Origin of the sequence: Paraburkholderia sp. BR14312, from assembly GCF_040948675.1 — a bacterium.
GTDB lineage: Bacteria > Pseudomonadota > Gammaproteobacteria > Burkholderiales > Burkholderiaceae > Paraburkholderia > Paraburkholderia nodosa_A.
This window is the reverse complement of the sequence record NZ_JBFPKI010000004.1, coordinates 288000-307098: the sequence shown is the minus strand read 5'-3', so window position 1 is coordinate 307098 and position 19099 is coordinate 288000. Positions and strand designations below refer to the sequence as shown.

The 19099-nt window shown below is 66.0% G+C and carries 14 protein-coding genes; 8 read left to right on the top strand and 6 right to left on the bottom strand.

The features are described 5' to 3' along the window. Window positions 1-155 precede the first annotated feature (155 nt). Together AB3X98_RS13465 and AB3X98_RS13460 are read left to right on the top strand one after the other, a co-directional pair. Window positions 156-650 (top strand): peptidylprolyl isomerase, encoded by a 495-nt coding sequence (locus AB3X98_RS13465; RefSeq protein ID WP_069265573.1) that lies wholly within the window; start codon window positions 156-158, stop codon window positions 648-650. Window positions 651-683: 33 nt separating this feature from the next. Beyond that, window positions 684-1481: a UDP-2,3-diacylglucosamine diphosphatase gene (locus AB3X98_RS13460; RefSeq protein WP_069265572.1), complete on the top strand. Its 798-nt coding sequence runs from the start codon at window positions 684-686 to the stop codon at window positions 1479-1481. Window positions 1482-1536: 55 nt separating this feature from the next. On the opposite strand, the gene cysE is transcribed toward AB3X98_RS13460, so the two are convergent. Both cysE and AB3X98_RS13450 read right to left on the bottom strand, forming a co-directional pair. Further along, window positions 1537-2361: a serine O-acetyltransferase gene (gene cysE, locus AB3X98_RS13455; protein ID WP_069265571.1), complete on the bottom strand. Its 825-nt coding sequence runs from the start codon at window positions 2359-2361 to the stop codon at window positions 1537-1539. Between the two features lie 218 nt (window positions 2362-2579). After that, the gene (locus AB3X98_RS13450; protein ID WP_141710715.1) at window positions 2580-3386 is read right to left on the bottom strand and encodes an RNA methyltransferase; all 807 of its coding nucleotides are present in this window, start codon (window positions 3384-3386) and stop codon (window positions 2580-2582) included. Window positions 3387-3868: 482 nt separating this feature from the next. On the opposite strand from AB3X98_RS13450, the gene AB3X98_RS13445 reads away from it, so the two are divergent. From AB3X98_RS13445 to AB3X98_RS13430, 4 genes are all read left to right on the top strand, one after another. After that, window positions 3869-4669 (top strand): inositol monophosphatase family protein, encoded by an 801-nt coding sequence (locus AB3X98_RS13445; protein WP_266227414.1) that lies wholly within the window; start codon window positions 3869-3871, stop codon window positions 4667-4669. A gap of 155 nt (window positions 4670-4824) precedes the next feature. Next, the gene (gene lplT, locus AB3X98_RS13440) at window positions 4825-6123 is read left to right on the top strand and encodes a lysophospholipid transporter LplT (RefSeq protein ID WP_368605044.1); all 1299 of its coding nucleotides are present in this window, start codon (window positions 4825-4827) and stop codon (window positions 6121-6123) included. A gap of 96 nt (window positions 6124-6219) precedes the next feature. Next, on the top strand, window positions 6220-8904 hold the full coding sequence (gene mutS / locus AB3X98_RS13435) for a DNA mismatch repair protein MutS (RefSeq protein WP_368605043.1): 2685 nt from the start codon (window positions 6220-6222) through the stop codon (window positions 8902-8904). After that, window positions 8870-10354 carry a hypothetical protein gene (locus tag AB3X98_RS13430; protein ID WP_368605042.1) on the top strand — a complete coding sequence of 495 codons (1485 nt, stop codon included), beginning with the start codon at window positions 8870-8872 and terminating at the stop codon, window positions 10352-10354. Before mutS ends, AB3X98_RS13430 begins: the two co-directional genes overlap by 35 nt. 7 nt (window positions 10355-10361) lie before the next feature. On the opposite strand, the gene AB3X98_RS13425 is transcribed toward AB3X98_RS13430, so the two are convergent. After that, on the bottom strand, window positions 10362-10907 hold the full coding sequence (locus AB3X98_RS13425) for a peptidylprolyl isomerase (protein WP_069265565.1): 546 nt from the start codon (window positions 10905-10907) through the stop codon (window positions 10362-10364). 32 nt (window positions 10908-10939) lie between these two features. Here AB3X98_RS13425 and AB3X98_RS13420 point away from each other — a divergent pair, with 32 nt between their 5' ends. Next, on the top strand, window positions 10940-12172 hold the full coding sequence (locus AB3X98_RS13420; RefSeq protein WP_368605041.1) for a cupin domain-containing protein: 1233 nt from the start codon (window positions 10940-10942) through the stop codon (window positions 12170-12172). A 674-nt stretch (window positions 12173-12846) separates the two neighbouring features. Here AB3X98_RS13420 and AB3X98_RS13415 read toward each other — a convergent pair. From AB3X98_RS13415 to AB3X98_RS13405, 3 genes are all read right to left on the bottom strand, one after another. Then, entirely contained in the window at window positions 12847-15117 is a 2271-nt protein-coding gene (locus AB3X98_RS13415) for an ATP-dependent DNA helicase (RefSeq protein ID WP_069265563.1), read from the bottom strand. A gap of 76 nt (window positions 15118-15193) precedes the next feature. Continuing rightward, window positions 15194-15427, bottom strand: coding sequence for a DUF465 domain-containing protein (locus tag AB3X98_RS13410; RefSeq protein WP_028204122.1), 234 nt, complete (start codon window positions 15425-15427; stop codon window positions 15194-15196). 87 nt (window positions 15428-15514) lie between these two features. Then, entirely contained in the window at window positions 15515-16351 is an 837-nt protein-coding gene (locus AB3X98_RS13405) for a colicin transporter (protein ID WP_368605040.1), read from the bottom strand. Between the two features lie 366 nt (window positions 16352-16717). Here AB3X98_RS13405 and AB3X98_RS13400 point away from each other — a divergent pair, with 366 nt between their 5' ends. Continuing rightward, window positions 16718-19069 (top strand): Tex family protein, encoded by a 2352-nt coding sequence (locus tag AB3X98_RS13400; RefSeq protein ID WP_368605039.1) that lies wholly within the window; start codon window positions 16718-16720, stop codon window positions 19067-19069. The last annotated feature ends 30 nt before the right edge of the window (window positions 19070-19099 follow it).

The following is a 19099-nucleotide window of genomic DNA, read 5'->3' as shown; positions in this document are numbered from 1 at the left end:
CCGGCAACACGCCAGTTAATCATCGACTAACCGGGCGGCAGCGCCGCCCTCACCCGTCGCACGTCGCGGCGCCGGCACACGCGTTGGGCAACACGCCCCGCCTCTTGCCGATGCAGCGACGTTCATTCCCCCCGCCACAGGCAAAGGATTCCATCATGGTCGAACTGCACACGAACCACGGCGTCATCAAGCTCGAACTGAACGCCGAGAAGGCCCCGAAGACGGTCGCCAACTTCCTCAACTATGTGAAGAGCGGCCACTATGACGGCACGGTGTTTCACCGCGTCATCGACGGGTTCATGATCCAGGGCGGCGGCTTCGACGCCGGCATGAAGCAAAAGCCGACCGAAGCGCCGATCGAAAACGAAGCGAACAACGGCCTGAAGAACGAGCGCGGCTCCATCGCCATGGCGCGCACCAACGACCCGCACTCGGCGTCGGCGCAGTTCTTCATCAACGTCGCCGACAACGACTTCCTGAACCACTCGTCGCCGACGCCGCAAGGCTGGGGCTACGCCGTGTTCGGCAAGGTCGTGGAAGGCCTCGAAGTGGTCGACAAGATCAAGAAGGTCAAGACGGGCTCGAAGGGCTTCCATCAGGACGTGCCGGTCGACGACGTCGTGATCGAGAAGGCTGTCGTCGTCGAATAAGCTTCGTACAACTCTCACGCACACCCTTCATCGATGCTGCAGGAAAAGGCTTTACGACACGCTGCCGCGGGCGTGCCCGGCGAGGGCAAGCGCCCCCACGCGGCTCGTCCGTTTCTGTTCATTTCCGATGTGCATCTGAATGAAGGGATTCCGCGTACGGTCGCCGCGTTCGAGCGCTTCATCCGGGTCACGGCCGATCAGGCCGACTCGGTATTCATACTCGGCGACCTCTTCGAATACTGGATCGGTGACGACATGCTCACCGATCCGTTCCCCGCGCGCATGGCTGCGCTGATGCATACGCTCTCCGAGCGCGGCATCGCGCTCTACATCATGCACGGCAACCGCGACTTTCTGATGGGCAAGCGCTTCATGAAAGCCGCGGGCGCGATCTGGCTGCCCGACCCCATCGCGATCACCGCGTTCGGCACGCGCCTCGCACTCGCGCACGGCGACGCGATGTGCACCGACGATCACGGCTATCAGGTCTTCCGCAAGCTCGCGCGCAACCGGCTCGTGCAGCTGCTGTTTCTTGCCTGGCCGTTTCGCTGGCGGCGAGCGATCGCCGAGCGCGCGCGTCGCGCGAGCGAAAGCAAACGCAGCGGCCCGCGCCTGCCGAAGTACGACGTCACGGTCAAAGGCGTTGCGGCGCTCTTCAAGCGTGCGCGCGCGAACACCATCGTGCACGGCCACACGCACCGGCCGGCGCGCCACCAGGAGCCCGGCGGCACACGTTGGGTCTTGCCCGACTGGGATCTCGATCACGGCAAGCCGCGTGGCGGCTATCTGCGCGTGGATGCCGAAGGCTTCAGGGTCTTGCCGCTGGACTGAGGTGCGCCGCCTTTACTTTTAGCGCTTGCTCTTAGCGCCCTCCTGGCGCCACGTCTCAAACGCGCGCAGGCGCCTTCTCCTCCTCGCGGCTCGACGCTTCGGTTTGCGGGCCGACGCATTCGAGCCCCTCGGATAGACGCCGCAATTCGGCGAGCGCCGCATCGGCGCCATGGAGCGCCTCGAGTCGCGCGCCGAGACGCTCGAGCGCGACGACGATCGCATCGACGCGCTGCGTCTGCGTAGCCGCGTGGTCGATCAGGCCGTGGATCGCGAGCGAAACCGGGTCGTCGGCATTGGGCGTGATGCCATAGGCGCAAAAGCCCTCTCGCGCCGAGGCCGGTTTGGCCTGCACCGGCGCGGTCTTCGCGGGCGCGACGACGCGTGCGGGGTTGCCTACCGCCGTAGCCCCTTCCGGCACCGGCTTCACGACCACGGCGTTCGAGCCGATTTTCGCCCCGGCGCCCACCGTGAAGCCGCCGAGCACCTTTGCGCCAGCACCGACGATCACGCCCGGCCCCAGCGTCGGGTGGCGCTTCGCGCCGCGCGTGAGCGACGTGCCGCCGAGCGTCACGCCCTGGTAGATCGTGCAGTCGTCGCCGACCTCGGCCGTCTCGCCGATCACCACGCCCATGCCGTGATCGATGAACACGCGCCTGCCGACGGTCGCGCCCGGATGGATCTCGATGCCCGTCAGAAAACGCGCGATCTGCGAAATGTAGCGCGCGAGCCAGCGGCGCCTGGCGAGCCAGCACGCATGCGCGAAGCGATGCAGCACGAGCGCGTGCAGACCCGGATAACAGGTCAGGACCTCCCACGCGCTGCGGGCGGCGGGATCGCGCTCGCGGATCGTGGCAATGTCTTCCCGAAGTCTCTTGAACATGGCTGTCACGCTAAAAACGGATGAAACATGGGAATGGCGGCCGCGCGACGCCGCAGCGTGCGTGCAAGCGACGCAACGGCTATTGCAGCCGCGCGCATTTGCTTATGATTTTTTCGCCGGTTTTCAGCCGATTGTAGGCGCAAAGCCGATTCGAGGTCGGAAGCCCCCGTCGGCGGCAAGGTTTGCGCCGGCGCGCGCAGCCGCGCCGACACAGAGGATCAGCGGATCTCGCCCTTGCCGTCGCCTTTGCCCTTGAGCAGGAGGATGTGCTTGGCGATGCCACGCACGATATTGACCTCCTCGCGCTCGAGCCCCGAGCGGGCGAAGAGCCGCCGCAGCCGCGACATCAGCTTCTTCGGATTGGCGGGGTCGAGAAACTCGAGCGCGATGAGCGCGTTCTCGAGGTGCACGTACATGCGCTCGATGTCGTCGCTCGTCGCGAGCGGCGACCCGGCCGGAAGCGGGGCGGCGCCGCCCGCACCGCCAGCCGCCGGCAGCGCGGCGGCGGGTGCGCTCTCCCCGAGGTACGCGAGGCGCAGCTCGTAGGCGAGCACCTGAACCGCCTGGGCAAGATTGAGCGAGCTATAGGCGGGATTGGCCGGAATATGCGCAAGCGCGCTGCAGCGCTCGACGTCGTCGTTCGACAGGCCCGTGCGTTCGTTGCCGAACACGAGCGCGATGTCGCCGCCGTGCACCGCCTGGCGGCAGGCGTCCTGCACCGCCTCGCGCGGCGCTGCGGGCGGCGGCCCGTACTCGCGCGTGCGCGCTGTGAGCGCGAGCGACCATTGCACGCCCGCCAGCGCATCGGCAAGCGTCGGCACGATGTGGGCGGCCGCGAGCACGTCGTCGGCGCCGCTCGCCATGGCAATGGCTTCCGGGTCGCAGTGGACCTGCGGCACGCGCGGCGCCACCAGCACGAGGCGCGAGAATCCCATGGTCTTCAGCGCGCGCGCGGCCGCGCCGACGTTGCCGGGGTGGCTCGGCTCGACGAGCACGAAGCGGGTAGACGTGAAGCCACCGCGCAGCGGCTCGTGGGCGTCGCCGCAAGCCGGCGCCGCAGCGTGGGGAGTTGCGTGGGAATCGGGTGAATCGGGGTGCGCCAAGATGGTTCTCTAACCGCGAAAAGGAGATTGAAATGTCTATGTTAGCGCGCCCGGCGCCGCGGCGATGTGGGCTCATGCGCTTCCTGCCGCGAACGTCATATCCATAGAAATCCCGATATCCCGCCCGAGAGAAGCCATGGAATCGCCGATACTCGGGTAAAATGGCGGTTTCGCGCGCGTCGGGCGAATCGTGCAGCCGTGTTGCTGACCGCCAGGCGCCCGGCAAGTCGCTGGCCAACAGCGCCGCCGCGCCCCGCTCTTATCCAATTCGTCTCCGTTGACGGGACAGGTTCCGCAGGTCCATTCGAGGCCCGCGCCCTGTCCAATCGTTAGACGCTTTTATCTTTTGCACCACCGGCGCGCGTCCAGCCTTCGCGAGCGCCGGACAACAAGGATCCTGGCTCATGCATCCCATGCTCAACATCGCTGTCAAGGCCGCGCGCCGCGCCGGACAGATCATCAACCGCGCGTCGCTCGACCTCGACCTCGTGCAGGTCGCGAAGAAGCAGCACAACGATTTCGTCACGGAAGTCGACAAGGCGGCTGAAGCCGCCATCATCGAAACGCTCAAGACCGCCTACCCCGACCACGCCATCCTTGCCGAGGAATCGGGCCAGTCGGAGAACGAGTCCGAATACCAGTGGATCATCGATCCGCTCGACGGCACCACCAACTTCATCCACGGCTTCCAGTACTACTGCGTCTCGATCGCGCTCGCACACAAGGGCCTCGTCACGCAGGCCGTGGTCTATGACCCGACGCGCAACGATCTCTTCACCGCATCGCGCGGCCGCGGCGCGTTCCTGAACGACCGCCGCATCCGCGTGGGCCGCCGCGACCGTCTCGCCGACGGCCTGATCGGCACCGGCTTCCCGTTCCGCGAAAAGGACGGCCTCGACAGCTACTGCGAACTGTTCGCCGAAATGACCAACGCGTGCGCGGGCCTGCGCCGCCCGGGCGCGGCCGCGCTCGATCTGGCCAACGTCGCCGCCGGCCGCATGGACGGCTTCTTCGAGCAGGGCCTCAACCCGTGGGATGTCGCCGCAGGCGGCCTGCTCGTGACGGAAGCCGGCGGCCTGATCGGCAACTACACGGGCGACTCGGACTTCCTGCACATGGGCGAAGTCGTCGCGGGCAACCCGAAGATCTACGCGCAGATGGTGCCGATCCTCTCGAAGTACACGCGCGTGCCCAAGGCGGCGTAAGCGCCCGTGCGCGTCGCGGTGCACGCCTGGCTCCGCCGCGATGCGTGCAAAGCGCACGCCAGGTCACGCCTGACCCACGCATGCGCATCGAGCGGCTTCGGCCGCTTTTTTGTTTCGCCCGCCGCCCTGCTGCAAGAGGACCACGCACGCATCCGATGAAAAAAGGCTTCTACACGATCATCGCCGCGCAGTTCGTGTCGTCGCTCGCCGACAACGCGCTCCTCATCGCGGCGATTGCGCTGCTCACGGTGATTGCTTCGCCCGCCTGGGTGACGCCACTGCTGCAGATCTTTTTCACGATCTCGTACGTACTGCTCGCGCCTTTCGTGGGTGCGTTTGCCGACGCCCTGCAAAAGCGCCACGTCATGTTCGTCTCGAACGCGCTCAAGGCGTGCGGCTGTCTGCTGATGATCGCGGGCGTGCATCCGATGATCGCGTATGGCGTGGTCGGCTTCGGCGCGGCGGCTTACTCGCCTGCAAAGTACGGAATCCTGACGGAATTGCTGCCGGCCGAAAAGCTCATCGCCGCCAATGCGTGGCTCGAATCGGCCACGGTGCTTTCCACCATCGTCGGCACGATGATGGGCGGCGCACTCGTTTCCACTTACGCCGACCGTTTCGTCACGCGCCATCCGTGGCCGGCGATCCATTCGGCCGCCGACCTCGCGATGCTCGCCGTCATGGTCACGTATGTGATCGCCGCGATCATCAACATCGGCATTCCCGACACGGGCGCGCGCTACGAGAACCGGCTCAGGGAACCGGCTCGTCTCATGGGCGATTTCACGCATAGCTTCAACGTGCTCTGGACCGACAAGCTCGCGCAGATCGCACTCTGGGTCACGACCCTGATGTGGGGCGCGGCGGTCACGCTGCAACTGCTCGTGCTCAAGTGGGCCGACGTGAATCTCGGACTCTCGCTCTCGAAAGCCGCCGTGATGCAGGGCGTGACCGGACTCGGCATCGCGCTCGGCGCGGGCGCGGCAGCCGCATGGGTGTCGCTGCGCGCCTCGTTGCGCGTGCTGCCCGTAGGCGTACTGTGCGGCGCGGTGGCGATCGGCATGGCGTTCTACAGCAAAGGCCTCTTTCCGCAAGGCGTTGGCGTGCGCTTCGGCACGTTCATCGTGCCCTTCTACCTGCTTTTCGCCTACCCGCTGATGGTGCTGCTCGGCGTGCTCGCCGGTTTCTTCATCGTGCCGATGAACGCCCTGCTCCAGCATCGCGGCGCGACGCTGCTTTCGGCGGGCCACTCGATCGCGGTGCAGAATTTCAACCAGAATCTCGCGGTGCTGCTCATGCTCGGCGCGTATGCGCTGCTGCTCACCGCGAAGGTCCCCGTGCAGTGGATCATCGTCGTGTTCGGCCTGTTCGTTTCCACGATGATCTGGCTCGCCATGCGGCACAGTGCGGCAAACGCGCGCACCGTGGACATGCAGGCGCTGGTCGACGAATGACGGGAGCCACTGTGACGGCGTTAGCCGAAAGGCTGGCTTTACATGCAATCGGCGCGCGTTAAACTCACGCCCTGAACCCCTAGCAAGACACCGAGGATGGCTACACACACCGCAGGCGCAGCCGACATCGCGCAACATACCCCCATGATGCAGCAGTATCTGCGCATCAAGGCCGACCATCCGGGCACGCTCGTGTTCTACCGCATGGGCGACTTCTACGAGCTCTTCTTCGAAGACGCCGAGAAGGCCGCGCGCCTGCTCGACCTCACGCTCACGCAGCGCGGGGCATCTGCGGGCAATCCGATCAAGATGGCGGGCGTGCCGCATCACGCGGTCGAGCAATATCTCGCGAAGCTCGTGAAGCTGGGCGAGTCGGTGGCGATCTGCGAACAGATCGGCGACCCCGCCACCTCCAAGGGTCCGGTCGAGCGCAAGGTCGTGCGCGTGGTGACGCCCGGCACGCTGACCGACGCCGCCCTCCTTTCCGACAAGAACGACGTCTACCTGATGGCCGTGTGCCCCGGCCACAACCGGCGCGGCGTGACCGTCAACGTGGGCCTCGCGTGGCTCAATCTCGCCAGCGGCGCCTTGCGTCTCGCGGAAGTCGCGCCGGAACAGGTCGCCACGGCGTTCGAGCGCATTCGGCCTGCCGAAATCCTCGTCGCGGAAATGCCGGCGGAAACCGCTGCCTGGGCGCCGCCCGCCGGTTCGGGCGCGCTCACACGCGTGCCGGCCTGGCACTTCGACGTCGGCTCGGGCAAGCAACGCCTGTGCGACCAGCTCGACGTGGCAAGCCTCGACGGCTTCGGCGCGCAGACGCTCACGAGCGCATGCGGCGCGGCGGGCGCGCTGCTGCTCTACGCGGCGGCCACACAAGGCCAGCAACTGCGCCACGTGCGCAGCCTGAAGGTCGAAGCCGAATCGGAATACATCGGACTCGATCCGGCCACGCGCCGCAACCTCGAACTCACGGAAACGCTGCGCGGCACCGAATCGCCCACGCTCTGCTCGCTGCTCGACACGTGCAGCACGGCCATGGGCAGCCGCTTGCTGCGTCACTGGTTGCATCACCCGCCGCGCGAAGCCGCGATTGCGCAAATGCGCCAGCAGGCCATCGGCGCCTTGCTCGAGGCGCCGCCACACGCGAGCGTCGATATCTTGCGCAGCGTCATGCGCCAGATCGCCGACGTCGAGCGCATTACCGGGCGCCTTGCGCTGCTTTCCGCGCGCCCGCGCGATCTGTCCAGCCTGCGCGACACCTTTGCCGCACTGCCCGCGCTGCGCGAACAGGTCGCAGCCGCAAGCGGCGCGGCCACGTCGCTCGCGCATATTGCCGAGGCGCTCGAACCGCCCGCCGAGTGCGCGGCGCTCCTGCAGCGCGCGGTCGCGCCGGAACCGGCGGCGATGGTGCGCGACGGCGGCGTGATCGCACGCGGCTACGATGCGGATCTCGACGAACTGCGCGACATCTCCGAGAACTGCGGTCAGTTCCTGCTCGACCTCGAAACGCGCGAGCGTACGCGCACCGGCATCGGCAATCTGCGCGTCGAGTACAACAAGGTGCACGGCTTCTATATCGAAGTCACACGCGGCCAGACCGACAAGGTTCCCGACGACTATCGCCGTCGCCAGACGCTCAAGAACGCCGAGCGCTATATCACGCCGGAACTGAAGACGTTCGAAGACAAGGCGCTGTCGGCGCAGGAACGCGCGCTTTCGCGCGAAAAGGCGCTCTACGACGCGCTGCTGCAGTCGCTGCTGCCATTCATTCCCGATTGCCAGCGTGTGGCTGCCGCACTCGCGGAACTCGACCTGCTTGCTGCATTCGCGGAACGCGCCCGCGCGCTCGACTGGAATGCGCCCACGTTTGCGCAGGCGCCCGGCATCGAGATCGAGCAAGGCCGCCATCCCGTGGTCGAAGCGCAGGTCGAGCAGTTCATCGCCAACGACTGCCTGCTTTCGGCCGAGCGCAAGCTGCTGCTCATCACCGGCCCGAACATGGGCGGTAAATCGACTTTCATGCGACAGACCGCGCTCATCGCCCTGCTCGCTTACGTGGGCAGCTACGTGCCGGCAAAGCGCGCGAGCTTCGGGCCGATCGACCGCATCTTCACGCGCATCGGCGCCGCCGACGACCTCGCGGGCGGCCGCTCGACCTTCATGGTCGAGATGACCGAAGCCGCGGCCATTCTCAACGACGCCACGCCGCAAAGCCTCGTGCTCATGGACGAGATCGGGCGCGGCACATCGACGTTCGACGGCCTCGCGCTCGCGTGGGCCATCGCGCGGCATCTGCTCGCGCACAACGGTTGCCACACGCTCTTCGCCACGCACTACTTCGAGCTCACGCAACTGCCGGCCGAATTTGCGCAGGCGGCGAACGTGCATCTTTCGGCAGTCGAGCATGGCCACGGCATCGTGTTCCTGCACGCGGTGCAGGAAGGCCCGGCGAACCAGAGCTACGGCCTGCAGGTCGCACAGCTCGCGGGGGTGCCTGCCGCCGTGATCCGCGCCGCGCGCAAGCATCTCGTGCATCTCGAGCAGCAATCGGCGGGGCAGCCCACGCCGCAACTCGACCTGTTCGCCGCCCCCGCCGCCGAATACGACGACGAGGCGCCCTTCGTGGAGGATCGCGCCGTGCCGGTCGAAGAGGATCGTGGCGCGTCGCTCGTCGCTCAGCGGCTGCGCGAACTCGATCCGAACGAACTGCGCCCGCGTGACGCGCTCGACCTGTTGTACGAACTGCATGAGCTGGTCACAGCGCCGGACGCCAAGCGCTGAGCGTCGCCTCGCGACGCTGCCGCGGCCGCCGCAACCGGCGGGCCGCGGCAGTCGCCGCTCGCGCTATCTGAAAATCATGCGCCGTGCGTCGTGCACGTTGATGCTGGCTGCGTCACTGGGTTCATCGCTCGCGGCGTTCGCGCAAGCACCGCGCTATGCCTTCGCGGTCGTGGCGAACGCGCTCACCTCGCAGTCCGAGGAAGCGTCGGCGCAGCGGCTCATCGACGCCATCGGACGCGATCCGCAAATCGCGTTCATGGTCTACGACGGCAATCTCAAAGGCGCACGCGAAACCTGTGCCGACCATCTTTACGAGCAGCGTCACGACCTGCTCGATGCGTCACGTGCGCCGCTCGTGTTCGTACCCGGCGAACGCGACTGGGTCACCTGCGGCATGAACGGCTCGGGCGCCTACGATCCCGCTGAGCGGCTCGACTTCCTGCGCCAGAACTTCTTCTCCGATCCCAACGCGCTCGGCCAAACTCCCTTGACGCTCACGCGCGAGAGCGAAGTCTCGCGCTTCCGGCCGTACCGGGAAAATGTGCGCTGGCAGCTCGGCGACACCGTGTTCATCGGGTTGAACGTGCCGGACGGCAACAATCACTATCTCAATGCGGGTGGACGCAACGGCGAGTTCGAAGATCGCGTGATCGCCAACGGCTTCTGGCTCGAACATGCAGCCGAGTATGCGAAGCGCCGCAACGCGCGCGCGATCGTCATCTTCATGCAAGGCAACGCGATGCCCGAGCATTACGAGCGTCCCGACCGCTTCGCGTGGCTGCGCTTTCACCGCGCACCGCGCGACGGCTATCTCGAGCTGCGCCGCAGCCTCGTGAAGCTCGCCGAGATTTTCCGCGGCCAGATCATCGTCGTGAATACCGACGACTCGAAGCTCGCACATGGCTTCACGATCGATCAGCCGCTGCGCAACGACAAGGGCGCAAAGATAGAAAACGTCACGCGCATCGCGTTCTCACTGCGCGATCCGCTTACGCAATGGCTGCAGGTGGACGCCGACATGGCGCGCCGCACGCCGCTGCGGGTGAGCGTGCACGATGTGCCGAAGCATCTACCGCTGTTGCCCGTGCAGCCGTCGCCGTTCACGCCAGGCGCGGGTTCGTCGCCCGCGATGCCGGAAATGCCTGAAGTGTCGTCAATGCCGGATGTGACCGAGATTCCCGGCATGCCGCAGTCGCCTGACGTCGCGCCCGCGACGCCTGGCGCGTCGGGAACTGCCGTGCCTCCCGCCTTGCCGCCGTCCGGCAACGGCGTGCTGGTGCCGGCGTGGCCCACGCAGGGTGGCCAGAATGGCTTAAACGGTCGGAATGATGCGAATGGCCAGAACGGCCTGGGTGGTGCAAACAGCGGTGAAAACAGCAGCGGCAATGGCCTGCCGCCAGTCCAGCTGCAGCCGCCCGGCGCACCGGCGTCAGGCGGCTTCGCGCATTGAGCGGCGATTAGTGCAGGGTGGGTTTCGAGGCGCCTTCGTCGCCGTCGTCTTCTTCGTCTTCGTCGATGATTTCGAGGCCGTCCGCGCCATGCGCGTGCTCATGCTCGATTTCGTCTTCGGTGGCGGTGCGCACTTCCTTGACCGTCAGCGCGAAACGCAGCGCCATGCCCGCTAGCGGATGGTTGCCGTCGAGCACGACCTTGTCTTCGGCAACATCCGTGACCGTATAGATGAGCGTGTCGAGATCTTCGTCGCCTTCTTCGGGCGTACCTTCGAACTGCATGCCGACTTCGAGTGGCTCGGGGAAGCGGTTGCGCGGCTCGATCTTCACGAGCTCGGGATCGTATTCCCCGAAAGCGTCCTGCGGATCAAGCTGGATCTGGGTCTCGAAGCCCGGCTCCTGCCCGTCCAGCACTTCCTCGATCTTGGGGAACGTGCCATCATAGCCGCCGTGCAGATAGACCATCGGCTCGTCGCTTTCCTCGATCAGATTGCCCTGCGCATCCGATAGCTTGTAAGCGACCGACACGACGGTGTCCTTTGCAATTTTCATTCGATCCTCCAGATTACAGACCACATTATACGATGCCGAAGCGGTCCCCAGACCACCCGGTGGACGCGCGCAAGCGGCGCGCCTCCCTCCCCCCGGCATGCCCCGCGCCCGATGTTGCCACGCCGCTTCTGGGCGGCCTGACACCGGCGCAGTTCATGCGCAAATACTGGCAGAAAAAGCCACTGTTGATCCGCCAGGCGATTCCCGACATCGAAGCGCCGCTCTCGCGCGAAGCCCTCTTCGCGCTGGCAGACAACGACGATGTCGAATCGCGTCTCATCACACATTTTCGTCGCCGCTGGGCGCTCGAACACGGCCCGTTCTCGCCGGACGAACTGCCTACGCCGAAGACCCGCCAGTGGACGCTCCTCGTGCAGGGCGCCGACCTGCACGACGACCGCGCGCGTGCCCTCCTCGAGCGCTTTCGCTTCGCGCCCGACGCGCGGCTCGACGACCTCATGATCTCGTACGCATCGGACGGCGGCGGTGTCGGCCCGCACTTCGATTCGTATGACGTCTTCCTGCTGCAGGTGCACGGCAAGCGCCGCTGGCGCATTGGCGCACAGCGCGACCTCTCGCTGCAGGAAGGCCTGCCGCTGAAGATTCTCGCGAACTTCCAGCCTGAAGAGGAGTGGGTGCTGGAGCCGGGCGACATGCTCTACCTGCCGCCGCACATCGCGCACGACGGCATCGCTGAAGGCGAATGCATGACCTGCTCGATCGGCTTTCGTTCTCCTTCCACGAACGAATTGACGAGCCAGTTTCTTTACTGGCTTGCCGAGCGCGGCGCCGATAACGGCAACGGCAAGGACACGCTGTACCGCGACCCCGACCAGCCGGCCGTGGCGCACCCGGCGCAGCTTCCTGCGGCACTCGTAGAGCGAGTTGGCGGCGTGCTTGCTAAAGTGCGCTGGAGCGACGCCGACGTCTCCTCGTTCGTGGGCTCGTGGCTGTCGGAACCGAAAGCCAATGTAGTATTCGACACCCCCGAAAAACCGCTCGACGAAGCCCGTTTCGTTGCGCAAGCGGCAAAAAACGGGATAACACTCGACCGCAGGACAATCCTGCTTTACGATTCGCGGTCGTATTACCTGAATGGGGAACAGTACTTGCTCAAAGAGGCGAGAAAGTGGCTGCCGGCACTGGCCGACAGGCGCTCTATGGACGGGAAACGCTTTGTAACACTCTCACACGATTCGTGTGTGACAGCGTTGCTACACGAGTGGTATCGTGCGGGCTGGATTCGGACCGGGGTGCTTGCCTAAGCGCTTCGGACTGTTATACCGTACTAAAATAGTGCTTGTATGAGAAAGACAACGTATTGTCCCCGGATTTGTCGACGGTCGATACGAAAGTGCCTATAATTTCCGGCCAGGCCGTAGGGAAGATTCACGCTCTTGCAGTGCGTCTCCACCAGCGGCTCAGGTCGGTGTTGGGGCACATTTACCGGTATTATTTTGCGCTGTTGCTTACCTTTAACCATAAAAGGACGTGATCATGAAGAAATCCCTCCTCGTAGCATCCCTGCTGGCAGCTGTTGCACTCGCTGCGTGCAACAAGAGCAGCGACCAAGCTGCTGCGCCGGCTAGCGATGCTGCTGCTGCTTCGGCACCGGCTGCTGCTGCTTCGGATTCGGCAGCTGCTGCTTCGGGCGCTGCTGCTGCTGCGAGCGACGCTGCTGCTTCGGCTACCGCCGCTGCTTCGGACGCTGGCGCTGCTGCTTCGGACGCAGGCGCTTCGGCTCCGGCTGCTGCTTCGGGCGCAAGCCAGTAAGTTGCGTTCGCGCGACGCTCACCCGGGACCTCGGTCCCAGTGGGCACCGCAGCGAATCGCCGTACGGTCTGCTGCTTGCGTCAAACGCGCTTCAGACATACGGCGGGCAAGCAAAAAAGCCACGAACTCACGTTCGTGGCTTTTTGTTATGCGGCGCGCATGAAGCTCAATGCGCTTCGCCAGGCTCCCCTGCCTGCTCGTTCTTCTCTTCGAAGAACGCCTGCACGACTTCGATCTCCCGGGTCCGCTTGAACGGCGGCAGACTTTGCCAGATACGTCGCCCATACGGCTTGTCGACGAGACGGGTGTCGCAAATCATCAACACACCGCGGTCAGTTTCCGCGCGAATCAATCGCCCCGCACCCTGCTTGAGCGTGATCACCGCCTGCGGGAGCTGGTGGACCGCGAACGGGCTCAGACCTTTCTTCGCCAGCGCGTCAAGGCGCGCCGCCAGCACCGGATCGTCGGGCGGCGCGAACGGCAGCTTGTCGATGACCACGAGCGAGAGCGCGTCGCCGCGCACGTCGACCCCTTCCCAGAAGCTCTGGCTGCCCACGAGGATCGCATTGCCATAGGCGCGGAAGCGCTCGAGCAGCTCCGTGCGGCTCGCGTCGCCCTGCACGAGCAGCGGCGTATTCCATCCACGCGCCTCGATCGTGTCGCGCAGCTTCTGGGCAATACGGTCGACGGCACGCAACGTCGTGCATAGCATGAAGACACCGCCGCCCGACGCCTCGATCGCAGGCAACGCCGCCTCGAACACGGCGTCGGTGAACTGCGGCGACGACGGCTGCGGCATGTTGCGCGGCACGTAAAGCAGCCCTTGCGTGGGATAGTCGAACGGGCTCGGCAGCGTCATCGAACGGCGCGAACTCAGGCCCATTTGCGCCGCGTAGTGCGTAAAGTCGCCACGCACCGAAAGCGTGGCCGACGTGAAGACCCACGTGCGCGGCACACCGGCGCGCTGCTTCGCGAAGATCGGCGCCACGGAGAGCGGGGTTTCGTGCAACTGCACCGTGTGCGAGAACACCTCGACCCAGCGGACCTTCTCGTCCGCGTCGTCGGTCGCGTGAGCGTTATCGCCTTGTCCGTCCGCGTCGGCCTCGTGCGTTTCGCGCGCTGGCGGGACGCCCTGCGGCGCGGTCCAGCCCGCGAGGATGCCCTGCAGCTCCCGCGCGCGGCGCAGGCAGGCACCAATCGATTCGGCGCGCTCGGCCTGCCCGGCGAGTGCCGTGGCAAGCGTGCCCAGTTCGGTCTGCAGCGCGTCGAGCGCATCGAAGAGCGGGTGATCCTCGGGCAACTGCGTAATCGACAGGCGCAGCGAGTCTTCCTTGAACGCGAGCCGCACGTCGCGCGCAGCACGCTCCAGCGCCGCGCCGAGCTTGACCCACTCCACCGCGTCGCGCGCGTGGCTCAGGCCTTCGGCTACGCAATCGCGCGCGAGCTCGAGGAACTGCGCCGTCGAGAGCGTTTCGCCGAAAAAGAGCGTCGCCGTTTCGGGCAGCTGGTGCGCTTCGTCGAAGATGATCGTATTCGCGCTCGGCAGCAGTTCGGCCATGCCGGTGTCACGCAGCATGATGTCGGCGAAGAACAGATGGTGATTGACCACCACGATATCGGCCTGCTGCGCCTCGCGGCGCGCCTGCATCACGAAGCAGTCCTTGTAATGCGGGCACTCCTGGCCAAGACAGTTATCGCGCGTCGATGTGACCATCGACCAGACGGCCGCCGTCTCGGGCACGCTCGCGAGCTCGGCCTTGTCGCCCGAGCGCGTGATCTTCGCGAAGCGCACGATTTCCTGCAGATACGCGGTTTCCTGGCGCGACGGCAGCCGGCCGTTGTCGGCCGTGCGCTGCAGATAGTAGTGGCACAGATAGTTGGCGCGGCCCTTGAGCATCGCCACGCTCACGGGCACCGCGAGGGCGTCGCGCACCGTGGGGATGTCGCGCGCGAAGAGCTGGTCCTGCAAATGCTTCGTGCCCGTCGAGACGACCACCTTGCCGCCCCACAGCATGGCCGGCACGAGGTACGCATAGGTCTTGCCCGTGCCCGTGCCCGCCTCGACGATCAGCGTGTTGTCGCCGTTTTCGGCTGTGGCGCGCGCCGCTTCCCCGGCGGCGGGCTGCGCCGGCGCACCACGTTCGACCCGGCGCGCCGGGCGCGACTGAAGTTCGAACGCCGCAGGATCGGGCAGGGATTGCGCGGCGGCTTCCATCGCGGCCGCGACCGCGCGCGCCATTTCGATCTGCGCAGCGCGTGGGCGATAGCCGTCGATCTCGCGGGCGAGCAAGCCGTCGGCCGCGAAGAGCTCCTCGAGCTCGGCGGCGCGGCGTGCGCTCAACATGGGTGCAGCGGCTGTTTGCGCCGCGCGCGCGTCGGCCTCCGGCGCGCCGCCTTCGCGCGCGGGCCGGGAACGGGAAACGGTCGTTGAATTCAAGGCAAGCGGTTCCTGCTCGGTCCGGAACGGCGCAACGCGCCGACTGCCGCGCCCCGGCGCCTGCCAGGACCCGGAATCAGGCGTGCCCGTCCGAAGTCTTCGTTGAATCGGGGTCCAGCTGCAGTTGCAGCAGGAGGATGTTGTCCTTGACCTTGAGCTTGCGCTTCTTCAGCCTCTGCAGTTCGAGATCGTCATAGTCCGGGGTGTCGGACATCCTGTCTATCAGGCGGTCCAGATCGCCATGTTCCGATTCCAGTTGCAGAATGCGGTCACGAAGGACCTCGGTCTTGACTTCACGATGCTCGCGCATGCTCGCCTCCTCGACATATGCGGCGCGCGCTTGCGAAGGACGACGCGCCTGAGGTTGCAGTCCGGCTGAAAAAGCGTGCTACTCGTGCTACTGGTCCTGCTGTTCTTCCTGCTGCTGTTTTTCCTGCTGCTTCTGCTGTTCTTCTTGTTGCTGCTTTTGCTGCGCCTTCTCGGCCGCCTGTTTCTGACGCTCGGCGACATCGGCCTTGTGCTTCGCCGCGTCTTCCTGCTTCTGCTGGTAGCGCTGGGCCTTGTCGGCGCGCTCCTGAGCCTTTTGTTCGCCCTGGCGGCGCGCTTCGTCAAGCTGGTTCTGGTAGTTCGCCTGCTTCTGGTCGTACGCCGCCTGGTTCGCGTTGCGCTGCGATTGCTCGCCCTGACGCTGTGCCTGGGCCAGCGCATGCTGCCGCTGCTTTTCCTGATACGCCTGCTCGTTCGCCGCACGCTGCGGCGCTTCGGCCTGGCGCTGCGCCTGATCGAGCGCGTGTTGCTGCTGCTTCTGTTCGTACGCCTGCGCGCTGGCCGCTTCGTTGGCGGCGCGCTGCGGCGCATTGGCTGCGTCCTGCGCGCGCTGCAAGGCGGCCTGCTGGTCGCGCTGCTGCGCATGCGCGGCACGCTTTTCGTCGTCGAGCGCCAGTTGCTCGCGGCGGATATCGGCCTGCACGACACGCATCTTGTCGCGCGCCTTGCCGATGCAATGATTCACGAAGAACGTGCTGTAGCAGTTGTGCTGCGCGACTGCAAACTGATAGTCGTTCTCCGCGGTACGACGGTCCAGCACCTGCTGCCGCGCGTCGAAGTCGCTCTGCTGCGACTGTTGCGCGCCGGCGGCCCCAGCCGCGTCGGACGCTGCGAGCGGCGCGTCGCCCGAAGGCGCCGGCTGCACCGGCGCCGTTGCCGCACCTTGCTGCTGCAGCGGCCCTGTCACCCCGACCGCCTGCGCGAGGGCCGGAACGCTCGCACCGAGGCTCAACGCGACGGCACAAATTGCCCCAAGAGCGGGGAACCGCCGCATGACGCCATGAGGCGTGCGAAACCGGGCAAGGGGCAAATCAGGGGAGAAGCGGGAGGTCGTCAACGTCTTCTGTGGGCAGCGGAACATGGAGGAAATTCTAACACCCCCCGGGTTGAGCGCTCGGCCATTTATGGCAAAATGCCCCGCTCCACCGGCCGGCGCAGGCACCCGGCGACGTGCCTTTTCGCACACCGGGCGCCCCGGGCGCTCGAGCCCGCACCGGCCGCCGGACCGCAAACCCGGACCGCAATCCGATCCTCGCAGGAATATCCAGACCCTATGACGGAAACCGTAGCACTCAAGATCGTCCAGCGTATCGCCACTGAACTGAGCGTGCAGCCGCGCCAGGTCGCAGCCGCCGTGCAGCTTCTCGACGAAGGCTCGACCGTTCCGTTCATCGCCCGTTACCGCAAGGAAGTCACGGGCAATCTCGACGATACGCAACTGCGTACGCTCGAAGAGCGCCTGCTTTATCTGCGCGAACTCGAAGACCGCCGCGCGGCGATCCTCGCGAGCATCGAGGAACAAGGCAAGCTCACCGACGAATTGCGCAGCGCCATCGAAGCGGCCGACAGCAAGCAGGTGCTCGAAGACCTCTATCTGCCCTACAAGCCCAAGCGCCGCACGCGCGCGCAGATCGCGCGCGAAGCCGGCCTGCAGCCGCTCGCCGAGGCGCTGCTCGCGAACCCGCTGCTCGACCCGCAAACGGAAGCCGCACAGTACGTCGACGCCGAAAAGGGTGTCGCCGACGTCAAGGCTGCGCTCGACGGCGCGCGCGACATCCTCTCCGAGCAGTTCGGCGAAACGGCCGAGCTGCTGGGCAAGCTGCGTGACTGGCTGCACAACCAGGGCGTGGTGATGTCGAGCGTGGTCGAGGGCAAGGAAAACGAGGAAGGCGAGAAGTTCCGCGACTACTACGACTATTCCGAGACCATCAAGACCGTGCCGTCGCACCGCGCGCTCGCGCTGTTCCGCGGCCGCAACGCCGGTGTGCTGATGGTCAAGCTCGGCCTTGGCGGCGAGCTGGATGCGCAGGTGCCGCATCCGGGCGAAGCGATGATCGCGCGCCACTTCGGCATCGCGAACCAGAATCGCCCGGCCGACAAATGGCTATCCGATGTCTGCCGCTGGTGCTGGCGCGTGAAGGTGCAGCCGCATATCGAAAACGAGCTGCTCACCCACCTGCGCGAGCAGGCGGAAAACGAAGCGATTCGCGTGTTCGCGCGCAATCTCAAGGATCTGCTGCTTGCCGCGCCGGCCGGCCCCAAGGCCGTGATCGGCCTCGATCCGGGCTTGCGCACGGGCGTGAAGGTCGCAGTGGTCGACCGCACGGGCAAGCTGCTCGCCACCGACACGATCTACCCGCACGAGCCGCGCCGCGACTGGGACGGCTCGCTCGCTAAGCTCGCGCGCATCGCCGCGCAGACGCAAGCGGAACTCATCAGCATCGGCAACGGCACGGCCTCGCGTGAAACCGACAAGCTCGCGAGCGAGCTGATTTCGAAGCATCCCGAACTGAAGCTGCAGAAGATCGTGGTTTCCGAAGCCGGTGCTTCGGTTTATTCGGCATCCGAACTGGCTGCAAAGGAATTCCCCGAGCTCGACGTGTCGCTGCGCGGGGCGATTTCCATCGCGCGCCGTCTGCAGGACCCGCTCGCCGAACTCGTGAAGATCGAGCCGAAAGCGATTGGCGTGGGGCAGTACCAGCACGACGTGAACCAGCGCGAACTCGCACGCTCACTCGACGCCGTGGTCGAGGACTGCGTGAACGCTGTGGGTGTCGACGCGAACACGGCCTCCGTCGCCCTGCTAGCGCGCGTGTCGGGCCTGAACTCGACGCTCGCGCGCAATATCGTCGATTACCGCGATGCGAACGGCCCGTTCCCCTCGCGCGAGCATCTGAAGAAGGTGCCGCGTCTGGGCGACAAGACCTTCGAGCAGGCCGCCGGTTTCCTGCGCATCAACGGCGGCGACAATCCGCTCGATCGCTCGTCGGTGCACCCGGAAGCGTACCCCGTCGTCGAACGCATGCTCGCGAAGATCAAGCGTACGATCGGCGACGTGCTCGGCAGCCGCGAAGCGCTTTCGGGCCTCGCGCCCACCGAGTTCGTGGATGAACGTTTCGGTCTGCCGACGGTGCGCGACATCCTGAGCGAACTGGAAAAGCCGGGCCGCGATCCGCGCCCCGAGTTCAAGACGGCGACGTTCCGCGACGGCGTCGAAAAGGTGTCCGACCTCGTGCCGGGCATGCTGCTCGAAGGCGTCGTGACGAATGTGGCCGCGTTCGGCGCATTCATCGACGTGGGCGTGCATCAGGACGGGCTCGTGCACGTCTCGGCCATGTCGACGAAGTTCATCAAGGACCCGCACGAAGTCGTCAAGGCCGGCCAGGTCGTGAAGGTGAAGGTGCTCGACGTCGACGTGAAGCGTCAGCGTATCGCGCTCACGATGCGCCTGGACGACGACCCCGCGAGCGCCGGCGCGTCGCGCAGCGGCGGCAGCGCGGGCCAGTCGGGCAACCGCGACAATCGCGGCGGCGGCAATCGCGATAACCGCGGCGGCCAGCGTTCGCGCGATGCCGAACCGGCAGGCGCGATGGCGGCGGCATTCGCGAAGCTCAAGCAACGCTGATGTCCGCATGACGCAACAAAAAAAAGGCAC

What these genes read in the sequence shown, in the direction of transcription:
- AB3X98_RS13465 (WP_069265573.1), top strand. Translation starts at nt 156, where the DNA reads ATGGTCGAACTGCACACGAACCACGGCGTCATCAAGCTCGAACTGAAC.
- AB3X98_RS13460 (WP_069265572.1), top strand. Translation starts at nt 684, where the DNA reads ATGCTGCAGGAAAAGGCTTTACGACACGCTGCCGCGGGCGTGCCCGGC.
- cysE (WP_069265571.1), bottom strand. Translation starts at nt 2,361, where the DNA reads ATGTTCAAGAGACTTCGGGAAGACATTGCCACGATCCGCGAGCGCGAT.
- AB3X98_RS13445 (WP_266227414.1), top strand. Translation starts at nt 3,869, where the DNA reads ATGCATCCCATGCTCAACATCGCTGTCAAGGCCGCGCGCCGCGCCGGA.
- lplT (WP_368605044.1), top strand. Translation starts at nt 4,825, where the DNA reads ATGAAAAAAGGCTTCTACACGATCATCGCCGCGCAGTTCGTGTCGTCG.
- mutS (WP_368605043.1), top strand. Translation starts at nt 6,220, where the DNA reads ATGGCTACACACACCGCAGGCGCAGCCGACATCGCGCAACATACCCCC.
- AB3X98_RS13430 (WP_368605042.1), top strand. Translation starts at nt 8,870, where the DNA reads ATGAGCTGGTCACAGCGCCGGACGCCAAGCGCTGAGCGTCGCCTCGCG.
- AB3X98_RS13425 (WP_069265565.1), bottom strand. Translation starts at nt 10,907, where the DNA reads ATGAAAATTGCAAAGGACACCGTCGTGTCGGTCGCTTACAAGCTATCG.
- AB3X98_RS13420 (WP_368605041.1), top strand. Translation starts at nt 10,940, where the DNA reads ATGCCGAAGCGGTCCCCAGACCACCCGGTGGACGCGCGCAAGCGGCGC.
- AB3X98_RS13410 (WP_028204122.1), bottom strand. Translation starts at nt 15,427, where the DNA reads ATGCGCGAGCATCGTGAAGTCAAGACCGAGGTCCTTCGTGACCGCATT.
- AB3X98_RS13400 (WP_368605039.1), top strand. Translation starts at nt 16,718, where the DNA reads ATGACGGAAACCGTAGCACTCAAGATCGTCCAGCGTATCGCCACTGAA.